14 protein-coding genes are annotated in these 14,960 nt (G+C 73.4%); 4 read left to right on the top strand and 10 right to left on the bottom strand.

Features of this window, described 5'->3' with window-relative positions:
• Positions 1-6 precede the first annotated feature (6 nt).
• Genes rsmA through metG form a run of 3 tightly spaced genes read right to left on the bottom strand, consistent with a single transcriptional unit; the run spans position 7 to position 3,568 of the window.
• A complete protein-coding gene (gene rsmA / locus FJR00_RS02520; RefSeq protein WP_141337321.1) occupies positions 7-912 on the bottom strand; it encodes a 16S rRNA (adenine(1518)-N(6)/adenine(1519)-N(6))-dimethyltransferase RsmA in 906 nt (301 codons plus the stop codon).
• Positions 909-1,754, bottom strand: coding sequence for a TatD family hydrolase (locus FJR00_RS02515; RefSeq protein WP_141337320.1), 846 nt, complete (start codon positions 1,752-1,754; stop codon positions 909-911). The genes rsmA and FJR00_RS02515 overlap by 4 nt, the downstream gene beginning before the upstream one ends.
• Entirely contained in the window at positions 1,751-3,568 is a 1,818-nt protein-coding gene (metG, locus tag FJR00_RS02510; protein ID WP_141337319.1) for a methionine--tRNA ligase, read from the bottom strand. The genes FJR00_RS02515 and metG overlap by 4 nt, the downstream gene beginning before the upstream one ends.
• Before the next feature lie 55 nt (positions 3,569-3,623).
• Between metG and FJR00_RS02505 the strand changes: the two genes are divergently transcribed.
• Both FJR00_RS02505 and FJR00_RS02500 read left to right on the top strand, forming a co-directional pair.
• The gene (locus FJR00_RS02505; protein ID WP_141337318.1) at positions 3,624-4,085 is read left to right on the top strand and encodes a helix-turn-helix domain-containing protein; all 462 of its coding nucleotides are present in this window, start codon (positions 3,624-3,626) and stop codon (positions 4,083-4,085) included.
• Between the two features lie 10 nt (positions 4,086-4,095).
• Complete coding sequence (locus FJR00_RS02500; protein ID WP_141337317.1) at positions 4,096-4,539, top strand: VOC family protein; 444 nt, start codon at positions 4,096-4,098, stop codon at positions 4,537-4,539.
• A 6-nt stretch (positions 4,540-4,545) separates the two neighbouring features.
• Here FJR00_RS02500 and FJR00_RS02495 read toward each other — a convergent pair whose 3' ends face one another.
• Positions 4,546-6,825 carry a hypothetical protein gene (locus FJR00_RS02495; protein WP_141337316.1) on the bottom strand — a complete coding sequence of 760 codons (2,280 nt, stop codon included), beginning with the start codon at positions 6,823-6,825 and terminating at the stop codon, positions 4,546-4,548.
• Complete coding sequence (locus FJR00_RS02490; RefSeq protein ID WP_202876574.1) at positions 6,812-7,306, bottom strand: SigE family RNA polymerase sigma factor; 495 nt, start codon at positions 7,304-7,306, stop codon at positions 6,812-6,814. The genes FJR00_RS02495 and FJR00_RS02490 overlap by 14 nt, the downstream gene beginning before the upstream one ends.
• Positions 7,307-7,512: 206 nt before the next feature.
• On the opposite strand from FJR00_RS02490, the gene FJR00_RS02485 reads away from it, so the two are divergent.
• Positions 7,513-8,121: a DUF4126 domain-containing protein gene (locus FJR00_RS02485; RefSeq protein WP_141337381.1), complete on the top strand. Its 609-nt coding sequence runs from the start codon at positions 7,513-7,515 to the stop codon at positions 8,119-8,121.
• Positions 8,122-8,124: 3 nt separating this feature from the next.
• Here the strand turns inward: FJR00_RS02485 and FJR00_RS02480 are convergent, their stop codons facing one another.
• On the bottom strand, positions 8,125-8,604 hold the full coding sequence (locus FJR00_RS02480; RefSeq protein WP_141337314.1) for a GyrI-like domain-containing protein: 480 nt from the start codon (positions 8,602-8,604) through the stop codon (positions 8,125-8,127).
• 117 nt (positions 8,605-8,721) lie between these two features.
• On the opposite strand from FJR00_RS02480, the gene FJR00_RS02475 reads away from it, so the two are divergent.
• Entirely contained in the window at positions 8,722-9,225 is a 504-nt protein-coding gene (locus FJR00_RS02475; RefSeq protein ID WP_141337313.1) for a DUF427 domain-containing protein, read from the top strand.
• A 24-nt stretch (positions 9,226-9,249) separates the two neighbouring features.
• Here FJR00_RS02475 and rsmI read toward each other — a convergent pair whose 3' ends face one another.
• The 4 genes from rsmI to FJR00_RS02455 form a co-directional block, all read right to left on the bottom strand.
• Entirely contained in the window at positions 9,250-10,086 is an 837-nt protein-coding gene (gene rsmI, locus FJR00_RS02470; RefSeq protein ID WP_141337312.1) for a 16S rRNA (cytidine(1402)-2'-O)-methyltransferase, read from the bottom strand.
• A gap of 58 nt (positions 10,087-10,144) precedes the next feature.
• Entirely contained in the window at positions 10,145-12,157 is a 2,013-nt protein-coding gene (locus FJR00_RS02465) for an acyltransferase family protein (RefSeq protein WP_141337311.1), read from the bottom strand.
• Between the two features lie 94 nt (positions 12,158-12,251).
• On the bottom strand, positions 12,252-12,992 hold the full coding sequence (locus FJR00_RS02460; protein WP_141337310.1) for a succinate dehydrogenase/fumarate reductase iron-sulfur subunit: 741 nt from the start codon (positions 12,990-12,992) through the stop codon (positions 12,252-12,254).
• Positions 12,989-14,959, bottom strand: coding sequence for a fumarate reductase/succinate dehydrogenase flavoprotein subunit (locus FJR00_RS02455; protein WP_141337309.1), 1,971 nt, complete (start codon positions 14,957-14,959; stop codon positions 12,989-12,991). The genes FJR00_RS02460 and FJR00_RS02455 overlap by 4 nt, the downstream gene beginning before the upstream one ends.
• Position 14,960: the final 1 nt, after the last annotated feature.

Raw genomic sequence — 14,960 nt, 5'->3', positions numbered from 1 at the left:
CTCACCCTATGGGTTCGGCCGCCGATCCTCCTGGCCGCCCGGACGCTGCCCCCCGTCGTCCAGGGCGGCGTCCGCGATCCGGGCGAAGTCCGCCACGGTGAGCACCTCGCCGCGGGCCCTCGGGTCCACCCCGGCGGCCCGCAGCACCCGTTCGGCCCGCTCGGCCCCGCCGGCCCACCCGGCCAGCGCGGCCCGCATCGTCTTGCGCCGCTGCGCGAAGGCCGCGTCGACCACGGCGAAGACCTCCTGCCGCCCGGCGCGGGCGGCCGGGGGGTCCCGGCGCACCATCCGGACGAGGCCGGAGTCCACGTTGGGCGCGGGCCAGAAGACGGTGCGGCCGATCCGTCCGGCGCCGGTGACCTCGGCGTACCACCCGGCCTTCACGCTGGGCACCCCGTAGACCTTGCTCCCCGGGCCGGCCGCGAGCCGTTCGGCCACCTCGAGCTGGACCATGACGAGGACCCGCTGCAGGGTCGGCACGGTCGCCAGCAGGTGCAGGACCACGGGCACGGCGACGTTGTAGGGCAGGTTGGCCACGAGGGCGGTGGGCTGGGGGTCGGGCAGCTCCTGGACCCGCAGGGCGTCGGCGGGCACGACCGTCAGCCGGTCCACCAGGTGCGGGGCGAGGTCGGCCACGGTGCGCGGAAGCTGGTCCGCCAGGGCCGGGTCGATCTCCACCGCGGTCACGTGGGCGACCTCCGGCAGGAGGGCCAGGGTGAGGGAGCCGAGGCCGGGGCCGACCTCGAGGACGACGTCCTGCGGACCGACCTCGGCCGCGCGGACGATCCGTCGCACGGTGCCCTTGTCGATGACGAAGTTCTGCCCCCACTGCTTGGTGGGGCGGATGCCGAGCCGCTCGGCCAGCCGACGGACCTGCGCCGGGCCGAGCAGGCTCTCCTCGTGCTCGGTCACCAGGGCCCGTAGACCGTCTCGCTGGTCGCGGACAGCGCCTCGCACAGCTCGGGGACGCTCGTGCTCAGCGTCTCCGCCATGGCGCGCACGGTCAGCGGCAGCAGGTACGGCGCGTTGGGCCGGCCCCGGTGGGGGGTGGGGGTGAGGTAGGGGGCGTCGGTCTCCACGAGCAGGTGCTCGACCGGCGTCACGGCGAGGGCGTTGCGCAGGTCCCTGGCGCTGCGGAAGGTCACCGTCCCGGCGAAGGAGAGGTAGTAGCCGCGGCGGACGCACTCCCGGGCCATCTCCATGTCGCCGGAGAAGCAGTGCATGACCGTCCGCGCGGGGGCGCCCTCCTCGGCCAGGATCCGCAGCACGTCGTCGTGGGCGTCGCGGTCGTGGATCTGCAGGACCAGGTCGAGCTCCTTGGCCAGCGCGATGTGGCGGCGGAACGACTCCTGCTGCGCGGGGACGCCGTCGGGGCCGGTGCGGTAGTAGTCCAGACCGGTCTCCCCGATCACCCGGATGCGGGGATGCGTCGCGAGGGAGGCGATCTCCTCGAGCACGGCGTCCAGGTCGCCGGCCACCGCGTGCCTGGGCGCCTCGTTGGGGTGGACGGCGACGCCGCCGAGCAGCGACCGGTGCTCGTCGACGATCCCGTGCGTCCACCGGGCCGACTCGATGTCGCAGCCGATCTGCACGATCCGGTCGACGCCCACCGCGGCCGCCTCCGCCAGCACGTCCTGCAGGCCGACGAAGGGGGCGTCGTCGCGCTGGACGTCCAGGTGGCAGTGGTTGTCGACGACCGCGACCGGCAGCCGGTCGGGAGCCGGCGGCCGCTGCGCGGACCCGGCCTGCGTCATACCCCGACCTCGTCCACGAGGCCGAGCCGGGCCCGCTCCTCCTCGACGACGGAGGGGTCGAGCTTGGTGAAGATCGGGGAGGGCTTGGCGACCGGGGAGCCGACGACGACCGGACGGTGCTCCCAGCGCGGCGTGGCGGTGTACTCCCCGGTGATGACCGGGTAGGGGTCCCGGTCGGGCTCGTCGAGGTCGGGAACCTCCTCGACGACGGGCATCGGCTGGAAGGTGCCCTCTCCGCCCAGCGCGCGGTGGACGGCGCTGGAGCTGTGCGGCAGGTAGGGGGACAGCATCGTGTTGAGGTCCACGACGGCCTGGGCGAGCACGTGCAGGACGGTGGCCAGGCGTTCGCGCTGGTCCTCCCCCTTGAGCTTGAACGGCTCGGTGGCCGAGACGTAGGCGTTGGCCTCCCCGACGAGGCGCATCGCCTCGGCCAGCCCGGCCTTCTGCTTGTGCGTGCCGATGAGCCGCCCGACGGTGCCGAACCCGGCCGCGACCTGGTCCAGCAGGGCCCGGTCGACCTCCTCGAGCGGACCGGCGGCCGGGATCTGGCCGAAGTTCTTGGCGATCATCGAGGCGGTCCGGTTGACCAGGTTGCCCCAGCCGGCGACGAGCTCGGTGTTGGTGCGCTTGACGAACTCCGGCCAGGAGAAGTCGGAGTCGGCCGTCTCCGGCGCGGCGGCGGAGAGGAAGTAGCGCAGCGCGTCGGGCTGGTAGCGCTCCAGCACGTCCCGCACGTAGATGACGACGTTGCGCGAGGTGGAGAACTGCTTGCCCTCCATGGTGAGGAACTCGCTGGAGACCACCTCGGTCGGCAGGTTGAGCCTGCCGAACGGGCCGACCTGCCCGCCCCGGCTGCCCTGCCCGTTGTGCGCGAGCATCTCGGCCGGCCAGATCTGGGAGTGGAAGGTGATGTTGTCCTTGCCCATGAAGTAGTAGGACAGCGCCTCCGGGTCGTTCCACCACTCGCGCCAGCGGTCCGGATCGCCGATGCGACGGGCCCACTCGACGGACGCCGAGAGGTAGCCGATGACCGCGTCGAACCAGACGTAGAGCTTCTTGGTCGGGTTGTCCGACCAGCCCTCCAGCGGGACGGTGATGCCCCAGTCGATGTCGCGGGTCATCGCCCGGGGGCGGATCTCCTCGAGGATGTTCTGCGAGAACTTGATGACGTTGGGGCGCCACAGCCCGCTGGCCTCGCGCCCGTCGAGCCACTCCGCGAGCGCCTCGGCCAGGGCGGGCAGGTCGAGGAAGAAGTGCTGGGTCTCGGTGAACTCCGGCGTCTCGCCGTTGATCTTGCTCCGGGGGTCCAGCAGGTCGGCCGGGTCGAGCTGGTTGCCGCAGCTGTCGCACTGGTCGCCCCGGGCCTCGGTGTACCCGCAGATGGGGCAGGTGCCCTCGATGTAGCGGTCCGGCAGGGTGCGGCCGGTCGAGGGGCTGATGGCGACCTGCTGGGTCCGCTCGACCATGTAGCCGTTGGCGTGGCAGGCCAGGAACATCTGCTGCACGACGGAGTGGTGGTTGACCGTGGTCGTGCGCGTGTAGAGGTCGTAGGAGACCCCCAGCGCGACGAGGTCCTCGGCGATGGCCCGGTGGTTGACGTCGATGAACTCCTGCGGGCTCATCCCGGCCTTGTCCGCCTGCACGAGGATCGGCGTCCCGTGCTCGTCGGAGCCGCTCACCATGAGCACGTCGTGACCGGCCATCCGCATGTAGCGGCTGAAGACGTCGGAGGGCACACCGAAGCCCGCGACGTGGCCGATGTGGCGCGGGCCGTTGGCGTAGGGCCAGGCGACGGAGGTCAGGACGTGGGTCATGGTGCCTCAGTCTAGGTGTGCCGATCCGGCCTGCCGGTGGGAGACTGCGGGCATCATGGCCCAGGACCGGACGTCGCGCGTGCCGGAGGACGTCCTCGTCCACCTGCGCCGGGCCCGCGACCACGTCGACCGGCACTTCCGCGAGCCGCTCGACCTGGAGACGCTGGCCGCCGTCGCCGGGCTGAGCACGTTCCACTTCCTGCGGCTCTTCCGCCGCGCCTACGGCCGCACCCCCGGGGTCTACCTCTCCGAGCGGCGGGTCGAGCGGGCCCAGGACCTGCTGCGCGGCGCCAACCTCACGGTCACGGAGGTGTGCCACGCGGTCGGCTTCAGCAGCCTCGGCTCGTTCAGCACCCGGTTCCGGGAGATCACCGGGGAGAGCCCGAGCCAGTTCCAGCGCAGGTATGCCGCGGACGGCGCACCACGCATCCCCGGCTGCTACGTGTTCATGCGGGGCCTGACCGAGCGGCGGGACGCCGCAACCGAGGAGAAGCCGGGACCACCTGACCCCGGCTAGCGTCGGGGCCATGATCACCAACGTCTCCCTCGTCAGCGTCTGGGTCACCGACCTGGACGAGTCCCTCGCCTTCTACACCGACGTCCTGGGCTTCGAGAAGGGCGACGACGTCCAGCTCGGCCCCGACTTCCGCTGGCTGACCGTCGTCCACCCGGAGCAGCCCGAGCTCCACCTGCACCTGACCACCCCCGGGGAGCCGCTCTCCCCCGAGCTCGTCGAGGCGATGCGCCGGGCCCAGGCCCAGGGCGGCCTGCCGGGCGTGGGGCTGACCGTCGACGACTGCCGCCGGACCCACGCCGAGCTGGTCGCCAAGGGCGTGGAGTTCCTCCAGGAGCCCACCGAGCGGCCCTACGGGGTCGAGGCCCTCATGCGGGACAACTCGGGCAACTGGATGGTCCTCGTGGAACGCCGGGACTTCGACCCCTCCACGATGACCGAGGCCGACCTGGCCTGAGGCTCCTCACCCGGCCGACGGGGGCGTCAGGGGGACGTCGACCGTCCCGTCCCCGTCCGTGTCGAGTCCGGCGCCCCGGTCGGTCGGCGTCCCGCCGCCCGGCACCTGGACCGTCCAGACCGCCAGCTGCAGCGGCACCCCCTCGCCCAGGTCGTGGACGGCCGAGGCCCCGACGCCGCCCTCGACGTCCGGGCCGACGAGACGCGCCGTCGAACCCACGGGGAGCACCGCCGCGAGGGTCACCGCGGCGGGGTCGTCCCCGGCCAGCTGGAGCAGGGACTCCCCGACCCGGCCGACCTGGAGCAGCACCGGGTCCACCGAGCCGAGGGGGTAGAGCAGCCACAGCCCGAGGTCGGGCGAGACGGTCGCCACGGCCGAGGGCTCGAACGCCACCGAGGCCGAGCGGGTCGATCCCAGCAGGGACCAGCTGTTGGCGGCCTCGTCGGCCTCCGCGTCGGCCACGGCCAGTCCGTCGACGAGCGAGCCGCCTGCCCCGACGAGGGAGGCGTCCAGCCACAGGACGGCCTCGGACCGCGCGCCCCCACCGGGGGCGTCCTCGATCTCGAGACGGTCGACCTGGCGGACGGCTCCGGGGTCGGCCACCAGGCGGTCCTGGTCGCCGCGGACGAGGGGCACCGCCGTGCGGCCCGGCCCGAGGTCGGGCACGACGAGGAGCCCGGCCTCCGACCCCGGTCCGGCGTGGTGCCGGACCTCCCCCAGGTCCCCGTCGTCGACCCGTGGCAGCGGATCCCCGCCGACGAAGGGCACGAGCTGCCCGTCGGGGTCCCGCCTCAGCTCGACGCCGGACGAGACCAGCGCCGGGGGCTCCCAGGCCTCCACCCGGTCGTCCACGGACCGCCCGACCCCGACGACCGACCCGGCGTCGGCGACGTCGAGGGCGAGCGCGGTGACCAGGGTGCCGTCACCGAGCACCAGCTGCGCCACGTCCTGCGGCCGGACCCACTCCGGCCCGTCCTCGCCGGTGACCTGGACCCGCGCGTCGGACAGGACGGTGGCGCCGGGCTCCCAGCCGGCGGCGAGCACGACGACCGACCCGTCGACCGTCGTGGTCGTCGGACCACGGCCCAGCTGGCCTGCCGGCACGCGGGCGACCTCCTGCCCGTCCTCCTGGGCCGTGAGCACCACCGTCCCAGGGTCGTCCGGGTCCGGGTCCACCGACAGCGGGCCGGAGGGGCCCTCCAGCGTGAAGAGGTCCTGTGCGTGCCGGTCCAGAGCGGTGCGGACCCCGCCCAGCGTGAAGGCCACCTCCACGCCGCCCGGGTCGCCCGTCTCTCCCGGGGTGGTGACGGTCAGGACGACGGGACGCCCGGCCAGGACGACCGACGCGGCGTCCACGGACCCGTCCTGCCCCTCACCCCCGGCCGGAGGGGCGACCTGCACGTCCTGGGCGCCTTCCGGAAGCACCGCCACCACCAGCTGGCCCCCGTCGTCACCCAGCCCGGTGGAGCCGGTCAGCGCCGGGGCCCCGCCGAGGTGGTGCAGCCCGGACACCTGACGCTCCGGCCGGTCGTCGTCCAGGGCGTAGCCCCACACCCCCCGGGACTCGTCGGCGAAGGCGACCGCCCGCTCGCCACCGGCGCGGAGCACCTCCGCACCGACCGGGGCGCCGGAGAGGGCCACGACATCCTTCTCCCCGACGAGGTAGACGTCGAGGATCTGCTCCGGCAGGGGCTGCACGTCGGCCTCCCAGGCGGCCCAGGCGAGCGTCCCGCCGCCCACCTCGACGTAGGACACGCCCGACGGCCCCCCGGGGTCGTGCGGCCCGACCAGCGGGACCGAGGTGATCGCCTCCTCGGGCTCCCGCCACACGGCGACGGTCATCCGGTCCCCGGCGAAGACGTCCAGGCCCGGGAGCACGGTCCGCGCCGGTACCGACTCGACCTGCCGGCCGAGGTCGGAGAGCTCCAGGACCACGGGGCCGTCGGGGACGGGCCGGGCAAGCTCGGCGTGGTAGTCGTGCTCGACCCGGTCCTCGTCGTAGGTCGTCACACCGGTGAAGAGCACCCCGTCGACCGGCTCGCCCTGCTCCCAGACCTGTCCGGCCGGGGAGAGGTCGGGGGTCCCGGTCGGCGCCCCTCCACCGGGACCGCCGAGCCAGAGCGCGCCGACGAGGGCGAACGCCCCGACGCCCAGGGCGCCGGCGGTCGCCCGCCGGCGCCGGACGCGGCGGCTCCCGGTGGCCAGGACGGCCTGCACCGGCACGTCCATCGGCGGCGTGTGCGCGGCGGCCCGGTCGAGCAGCGTGGTCAGCTCACGGTCGGACATGGCGGTCCTCCTGGTCCTGCATCAGCGGCCGCAGCGCGGCCAGGCCCCTGCTGGTGTAGCCCTTGACGGCCCCGACGCTGACGCCCAGCGCCTCGGCGGTCTGCCGCTCGGACAGGTCGAGGTAGTGCCGGAGCACGACGCACTCCCGCTCCCGGGGCGCCAGCTGCTGCAGCGCCCGCAGCAGGTCCACCGTCTGCGGGTCGGTGCCGCGTCCGCCGCCCTCCGGCGGATGGTCGGTCAGCAGCTCCCGGTGCGAACGGCGCCACCGGTCGGTGTGCAGGTTCGCCAGCACCTTCCGGGCGTAGGCCGCGGGCTGCCCCGACCGCAGCCGGGGCCAGCGCACGTAGAGCCGCACGAGGGTCTCCTGGACCAGGTCCTCGGCCGCGTGCGGGTCGGCCGTCAGCATCCAGGCCGAGGTCAGCAGCCAGGGCTTGGCCCCGGTCGCGAACTCGACGAACGCCTCCTCGTCGGTGATGCGCACCTGCTCACCTGCTCCCGTGTCGGTCGGACGATCGTCCCCTGCACCCGTCCTCAACGGCGCAGGGGGTCCAAAGGTTGTGGTGCGTCCTCCGGGACCGCCCACGGGCGCCCTCGCGCCCACGGACGGGAGGATGAACGCCATACCCCGTGGTTGTATGGGGCGAGCGCGGCCCCGCCCGGGGCGCGCCCGAGCAAGGAGGCCACCACGTGCTCGCCGCCCTCACCGGCGCCGGCCTGTCCGCAGCGGCCGGGCTGAACGCCTACATCCCGTTCCTCGTCGTCGCGCTCGTCGCGCGGTTCACCGGCGTGATCGACCTGCCCCACCAGTACGCCTGGATCGAGTCGTGGTGGGCGATCGGCATCGCGGGGGCGCTCCTGCTCTCCGAGGTGGTCCTCGACAAGATCGCCGTCGTCGACCACGTCAACGACGCCGTGGGCACGTTCGTGCGGCCGGCCACCGGCGGGCTGATCTTCGCCGCGACGACCGCGGCCGAGGACTTCGAGCAGGGTTCGACCTTCATGACGGACAACCCGTGGGTGGGGGTGCTGCTGGGCATCGTCACCGCCGGCATCGTGCACACGGGCAAGGCCGTCACCCGTCCTGCCGTCAACGTCGGGACGGGCGGGCTGGGCACCCCCGTGGTGTCCGCGGCCGAGGACGGTGCGGCCGTCACGCTGTCGCTGGTGGCGGTCTTCCTGCCCGTGCTCGTGATCTTCCTGCTGCTCCTGCTGCTGTGGGGGCTGTGGGTCCTGTGGCGCCGGGCGTCGGGGCGGCGACGGCGCACCGACGAGCTGATGGCCGACGCGGGCTACTGACCCTCAGGCCTCCAGCGGCCAGCAGATCTGCGTGCGCAGGCCGGCGGGGTCCACGTCCGGCCCGGGCTCGGTGAGGTAGACCTCCCACATCGAGGACGACGGGGTGCGGCCCTGCTCCCCGATCCAGCCCGCCAGCCGTCGGTAGGAGTCCCCCAGGCCGTCGTAGGGGCCGACGTGGGTGGCGGTGACGACCTCCCCGCCGGGCAGCTCCGAGGGGCGCACGTCCCCGTCCCCGGTGATCGCGGCACCCACGGGGATCCCGACCTCGACGTCGACGGTCTCGGTGGGCTCGCCCCGGTAGCGGGCGTACGGGGCACCGGCGGGCTCCGTCCGCTGCTCCCCCAGCGTGGCGAAGAGCAGGCTGAAGGAGTTGTCGAAGAAGGTCCGCAGCGCCTCCATCCGCACGGTCGCACGGACGGCGGCCGTGGTCACCGGGTCGAGCGTGACGATCCGGGGGTCCTCGAGGGTGTGCTCGGTGCTCATGGTCGCTCCTCGTCGTGGTCCGTCTCCGGGGTCCGACGCTACTCCTCGGCCGGTCGTGGGGGAACGGCCTGCGACGGTCGACCGTTGGGGAGGTGAGGTCGGACGGCAGGAGACGGTATGCAGCGCAGGCACCCGCGCCCCGGGAGGCCCGGTCCGGGCCAGGAGTCGGTGTGGGACTACCCCCGGCCACCACGTGTGGAGCCCAGCGAGGCGCTCGTGGTGGTCGAGCTCGGCGGGACGACCGTCGCGCGGACCACCCGGTCGCTGCGGGTCCTGGAGACCAGCCACCCCCCGACCTACTACCTGCCCCGGGCGGCGTTCGTCCCCGGCGTGCTCCGCCCGACGGACGGCAGCTCGTTCTGCGAGTGGAAGGGGGCGGCGTCCTACCTGGACCTGGTGGCCGGCGGCCGGACCGCGGCCCGCGCCGCCTGGACCTACCCGGACCCCTCGCCCGGGTTCGAGGCGCTGCGAGACCACGTCGCCCTCTACCCGGGCCTGGTGGACCGGTGCCTCGTGGACGGGGAGGTGGTGGAGCCCCAGCCGGGCGGCTTCTACGGCGGCTGGATCACCTCGGCCGTCGTCGGCCCGTTCAAGGGGGAGCCGGGGACGTGGGGCTGGTGAGGGCCGGGTAGGACCGGTGGCCCGCTACCGGGACCCGAGCGCGGTGTCGTAGAGCACCTTGGCCGACAGCCCGGTCCGCGCCGCCACCTCCCGGCACACGGTCTTGAGCCGCTCCCCTCCCTCGACCCGGGCCAGCACCTGGGCGACGGCCTGGTCCACCCCCACGGCCGTGGCCGCCGGGTCCGCGCCCGAGACGACCACGGTGATCTCGCCGCGGACGCCCTCCTCCGCCCATCCCGCGAGCTCGGCGAGCCCACCCCGCCGCACCTCCTCGTACGTCTTCGTCAGCTCCCGGCACACGGCCGCGGGGCGGTCGGGCCCGAGCACCTCGGCCATCGTGGTCAACGTCGCCGCGAGCCGGTGCGGCGCCTCGAAGAAGACCATCGTGCGCGGCTCCTCGGCGAGGGCCTGCAGCGCCCGGGCCCGCTCCCCCGCCTTCCGCGGCAGGAACCCCTCGAAGCAGAACCGGTCGACGGGCAGCCCGGAGACGGCCAGCGACATGAGGACCGCCGAGGGGCCCGGCACGCAGGTGACCGGCAGGTCGGCCTCGACGCAGGCGGACACGAGCCGGTAGCCCGGGTCGGAGACCGAGGGCATGCCCGCGTCGGTCACCAGCACGACGCGGGACCCGCCGGCGACCCGGGCCACGAGCTCGGGGGTCTTGGTCCCCTCGTTGTGCTCGTGGTAGCTGACCACCTGACCGCCGACCTCGATCCCGAGCCGCTCGGTCAGCCGGCGCAGGCGCCGGGTGTCCTCCGCCGCGACGACGTCGGCCCCCGCGAGCTCCTCCAGCAGGCGGGGGCTGGCGTCCCGCGCGTCCCCGATGGGGGTGGCGGCCAGGACCAGGGCGGGGGAGCTCATACCTGGAGGGTATGCCGCGACGCCCCGCCGCCCTCCCCGGCGCCTGCGGACCGGTGCCTCACGACGTGGAGAAGACCTGGGGCACGGCCCGGTAGAGGGGCTGGGCCAGGGCCCGGGAGAAGGTCGCCGTGAGGTGGTGGGCGTCGTGGTAGACGACCGTGTCCTCGACGACGGGAGGGCAGGACAAGTCGTCGCACAGCCAGTCGGTCAGGTCCGCCAGCGTCAGGCCGGGCAGCTCGTCGGCGAGCGCCTCCGCCGGGTTGACCGCGGCCAGGGTGTCCTGACGGGCGAGCGCGCACTCCGCCGCCGCCGGGCCGTGCTCGGCGATGCAGTCGACGCGGTCCGTGGTCGCCCGCGGTGTCGCCCGGATCCCCAGCAGGTCGAGGCCGGAGGCGTCCAGCTCGGTCCAGAACTCGCGGTAGTAGGCGGGCAGCGTCTCCGTCCCGTCGTCGACGGTCGTCGTGCTGGCGACCACGAGGTCGGGCCGTTCGGCCAGCAGGACCGAGAGGACCTCGGCGTTCCAGGCCCGGCACGAGTCGTTGATCCGTGGGTCGTCGTAGAGCGCGTGCTCCGGGCCGACCAGGTTCAGGCCCTGCCGGCACCCGCTCTTGGTCATGGTCTCCACGCGCCAGCCGGTCTGCCGACCGATCTCGTCCAGCGCGGGCTGCCAGTGGGCCGAGTGGCTGCCGCCGACCAGCACCATGGTCCGGGAGCCGTCCGGGTCCCCGTAGACGCAGCGGACGAGCTCGGCCTCCCGCAGCCCCTGGTGGCAACCGTCCAGGCTCACGGTCGGGTGGTCCTGGGAGGCGGCGACCACCCCGGGGTAGGGGTCGGCGCTGGCGGGCACCGTCAGATCCGCGCGGCTGCCGGGGTCGGCCCAGTGGGCCAGGCGGACGTCGTCCCCGACCGGCATGCGGGGAGACGTCGCGGCGCTGACGGTGCTGGTGGTCCCGACGAGCAGCAGGGCGGCGGCGGCACCGGCGAGCGGGGCGACCCACTCGCCCCGCCGCTCCCAGCGCAGGGCCCGCAGGGGCCGCTCGACCAGGTGGGTCGAGGCGTAGGCGAGCGCGACCGCCGTGACCAGGACGAGCGTCCCGTCGACCGCACCGACCCGGTCCGCGCCCCGCACGTGGAGCACGAGCACGAGCAGGGGCCAGTGCCACAGGTAGATGCCGTAGGCGACGCCGCCCAGCGACACGAGGGGGCGGGCCGAGAGCACCCGCGCGGCCGACCCGGGGACCGGCCGCCCCGTGACCAGGATCAGGACCGCGCCCAGGACCGGTACGATCGCGGCGGCACCGGGGAAGGCGGTGGACACGGGGAGCAGCACCCCGGTGAGCAGCAGCAGCGTCAGGCCTGCCCACCCGAGCACCCGCTCGCCGCGGTCGGTCAGCCGCAGGGCACGCCCGGCTCCCAGGGCCACGAGCGCACCGACACCGAACTCCCAGGCCCGGGTGCCCGGGTGGAAGTAGGCGACCGGCTGGTCGATCCAGGTGTGCAGCACCGACCAGACGAACGAGACGCCGGTCACGGCGGCCACCAGCACCGTGAACCGTCGGTGCGCGGCCCGCCGTGCCCCCAGGGCCACGGTCAGGAGGGCGACGGCCAGCCAGACCACGTAGAACTGCCCCTGGATGGACATCGCCCAGAAGTGCTGGACCGGTGAGTTCTCCCGGTCGCGGGCCAGGTAGTCCACCGAGGAGGCCATCAGGTGCCAGTTCTCGACGTAGAGCGCCGAGGCGGCCACCTCCGTGAGCACCTCGGCCCGCCGGGTGACGGGCAGGACGACCACGGTGGCCAGGACCACTGCCAGCAGGACGGTCAGGGCGTTGGGCAGGAGCCGCACGAGCAGCCGGCCGAGGAAGCGTCCTGGGCGGACCCGTCCGGTGAGCTGGAGCTGCCGCAGCAGGGTGCCGGTGACGAGGAAGCCGGCGACGACGAAGAACACGTCGACACCGCCGGAGACCCGGCCGAGCCAGATGTGGTAGACGGCCACCAGCAGGGCGGTCACGGCCCTCAGGCCCTCGATGTCGGCCCGGAACCGCCGTTCCTGCGCCACCTCGGTCGCCATGGTCAGACCGTAGCGAGGGCGGACCTGCCTACCGGGTGTGACACGCGCGACGCCCGGCGGTCGGACCGCCGGGCGCCGGGTGGAGGGTCAGGTGTCAGCGGCCGTAGCCGGCGTGCCGCAGGTCGGCGTTCATCTGCGAGATCACGTTGAGCGGGATGCCCTTGGGGCAGGCCCGCGTGCACTCGCCGAGGTTGGTGCAGCCGCCGAAGCCCTCGGCGTCGTGCTGCGCGGTCATCGAGACCACCCGGGCGTCCCGCTCCGGCTGGCCCTGGGGCAGCTCGCCGAGGTGGGTGATCTTGGCGCCCATGAACAACGAGGCCGAGCCGTTGGGGCAGGCGGCGACGCAGGCGCCGCAGCCGATGCACTCGGCGGCCATGAACGCCCGGTCGGCGTGCTCCTTGGGCACCGGGGTCGCGTGCGCGTCCGGGGCCGACCCGGTGTTGGCCGAGATGAAGCCGCCCGCCTGGATGATCCGGTCGAAGGCCGACCGGTCGACGACGAGGTCCTTGAGCACCGGGAAGGGGTCGGCCCGCCAGGGCTCGACGACGATCTCGTCGCCGTCCTTGAAGGAGCGCATGTGCAGCTGGCAGGTCGTGGTCCGCTCAGGTCCGTGCGCCTCGCCGTTGATGACGACGCCGCACTGGCCGCAGATGCCCTCGCGGCAGTCGGAGTCGAAGGCCACCGGCTCCTCGCCCTTGGCGATGAGCTGCTCGTTGAGCAGGTCGAGCATCTCCAGGAACGAGCTGTCCTCCGAGACCCCGTCGATGTCGTAGCGGACCATCTGGCCCTTGGCCTGCGGGCGGTCCTGCCGCCAGATCTTCAGGGCGAGCCTCACTTGTAGCTCCTCTGCTTGAGCTCGATGAATTCGTAGACGAGGTCCTCCTTGTGGAGCACGGGGGGCTGGTCGTCCCCGCCCCACTCCCAGGCCGCGACGTAGGCGTACTCGTCGTCGTGGCGCAGCGCCTCGCCGTCCTCGGTCTGCGACTCGGCCCGGAAGTGGCCGCCGCAGGACTCCCGCCGGTGGAGGGCGTCGATGCACATCAGCTCGCCCAGCTCGAGGAAGTCGGCCACCCGGCCGGCCTTCTCCAGGGACTGGTTGAGCGTGTCCGCGGCGCCCAGGACCCGCACGTCGCGCCAGAACTCGGCGCGCAGCTCGCGGATCTCGTCGATGGCCTCGCGCAGGCCCTCCTCGGTGCGCTCCATGCCGCACTTCTCCCACATGATCTTGCCCAGGGCCTTGTGGAAGGAGTCCACCGTGCGGCTGCCGTTGATCGACAGCAGCCGCTCCACCCGGTCGGCGACCTGCTGGTGGGCCTCGACGACGGCGGGGTGGTCCTCGCCGATCGCCTCGAACGGCCCCTTGGCCAGGTAGTCGCGGATGGTGTTCGGCAGCACGAAGTAGCCGTCGGCCAGGCCCTGCATGAGGGCCGAGGCCCCCAGCCGGTTGGCCCCGTGGTCGGAGAAGTTGGCCTCGCCGGTGACGAACAGCCCGGGGATGGTCGACTGCAGGTCGTAGTCGACCCACAGGCCGCCCATCGTGTAGTGCACGGCCGGGTAGATGCGCATCGGCACCTCGTAGGGGTTCTCCCCGGTGATGCGTTCGTACATGTCGAAGAGGTTGCCGTACTTGGACCGGACCGCCTCCTCGCCGAGGCGGCCGATGGCGTCGGCGAAGTCGAGGTAGACGCCGCGGCGGACGCCGTCGACCTCGGGGCCGACGCCACGGCCCTCGTCGCACATGTTCTTGGCCTGCCGGGAGGCGATGTCGCGCGGGACCAGGTTGCCGAAGCCGGGGTAGATCCGCTCCAGGTAGTAGTCGCGGTCCTCCTCGGGGATCTCCCGGGGGTCCTTGTCGCAGTCCTCGGCCCGCTTGGGCACCCAGATCCGGCCGTCGTTGCGCAGCGACTCGCTCATCAGCGTCAGCTTGGACTGGTGCTCGCCGCTCTGCGGGATGCAGGTCGGGTGGATCTGCGTGTAGGCGGGGTTGCCGAAGTAGGCGCCCTTGCGGTGGGCCCGCCAGTTGGCGGTGACGTTGGACCCCATGGCGTTGGTGGAGAGGAAGAAGACGTTGCCGTAGCCGCCGGAGGCGAGCACGACGGCGTCGGCCAGGTGGGTCTCGATCTCCCCGGTGACCAGGTCGCGGGCGATGATGCCGCGGGCCACCCCGTCGACGACGATGAGCTCGAGCATCTCGTGCCGGGCGTACATCTGCACGGTGCCGGCCGCGATCTGCCGCTCGAGGGCCTGGTAGGCGCCGATGAGCAGCTGCTGACCGGTCTGGCCGCGGGCGTAGAACGTGCGGGAGACCTGCACCCCGCCGAAGGAACGGTTGTCGAGCAGCCCGCCGTACTCGCGGGCGAACGGCACGCCCTGGGCCACGCACTGGTCGATGATGTTCGCGCTGACCTCCGCCAGGCGGTAGACGTTGGTCTCGCGGGAGCGGTAGTCGCCGCCCTTGACCGTGTCGTAGAAGAGCCGGTGGACCGAGTCGCCGTCGCCCTTGTAGTTCTTCGCGGCGTTGATCCCGCCCTGCGCGGCGATCGAGTGGGCCCGGCGCGGGCTGTCCTGGTAGCAGAAGGACTTGACGTTGTAGCCCGCCTCGCCCATGGTCGCCCCGGCCGCGGCACCGGCCAGGCCGGTGCCCACGATGATCACCGACAGCTTGCGTCGGTTGGCGGGGTTGACCAGCGCCGCCTCGAACTGGCGGCTGGTCCACTTCTGGGAGATGTCACCGGCCGGGGCCTTGGTGTCGGAGATCGGCTCACCCTCGCGGTAGAGGCCCTCGATCAGCATGTCAGTCATA

Origin of the sequence: Ornithinimicrobium kibberense (assembly GCF_006519705.1) — a bacterium.
Lineage (GTDB): Bacteria > Actinomycetota > Actinomycetes > Actinomycetales > Dermatophilaceae > Ornithinicoccus > Ornithinicoccus kibberensis.
Note: the sequence above shows the minus strand (reverse complement) of the source record. Positions and strands in the feature narration are given on the sequence as shown.

Bases quoted from the DNA above. Each gene is read 5' to 3' on its own strand.
- FJR00_RS02515 (WP_141337320.1), bottom strand. From the start codon at position 1,754: ATGACGCAGGCCGGGTCCGCGCAGCGGCCGCCGGCTCCCGACCGGCTG.
- metG (WP_141337319.1), bottom strand. From the start codon at position 3,568: ATGACCCACGTCCTGACCTCCGTCGCCTGGCCCTACGCCAACGGCCCG.
- FJR00_RS02505 (WP_141337318.1), top strand. From the start codon at position 3,624: ATGGCCCAGGACCGGACGTCGCGCGTGCCGGAGGACGTCCTCGTCCAC.
- FJR00_RS02495 (WP_141337316.1), bottom strand. From the start codon at position 6,825: ATGTCCGACCGTGAGCTGACCACGCTGCTCGACCGGGCCGCCGCGCAC.
- rsmI (WP_141337312.1), bottom strand. From the start codon at position 10,086: ATGAGCTCCCCCGCCCTGGTCCTGGCCGCCACCCCCATCGGGGACGCG.
- FJR00_RS02480 (WP_141337314.1), bottom strand. From the start codon at position 8,604: ATGAGCACCGAGCACACCCTCGAGGACCCCCGGATCGTCACGCTCGAC.
- FJR00_RS02465 (WP_141337311.1), bottom strand. From the start codon at position 12,157: ATGGCGACCGAGGTGGCGCAGGAACGGCGGTTCCGGGCCGACATCGAG.
- FJR00_RS02455 (WP_141337309.1), bottom strand. From the start codon at position 14,959: ATGACTGACATGCTGATCGAGGGCCTCTACCGCGAGGGTGAGCCGATC.
- FJR00_RS02500 (WP_141337317.1), top strand. From the start codon at position 4,096: ATGATCACCAACGTCTCCCTCGTCAGCGTCTGGGTCACCGACCTGGAC.
- FJR00_RS02475 (WP_141337313.1), top strand. From the start codon at position 8,722: ATGCAGCGCAGGCACCCGCGCCCCGGGAGGCCCGGTCCGGGCCAGGAG.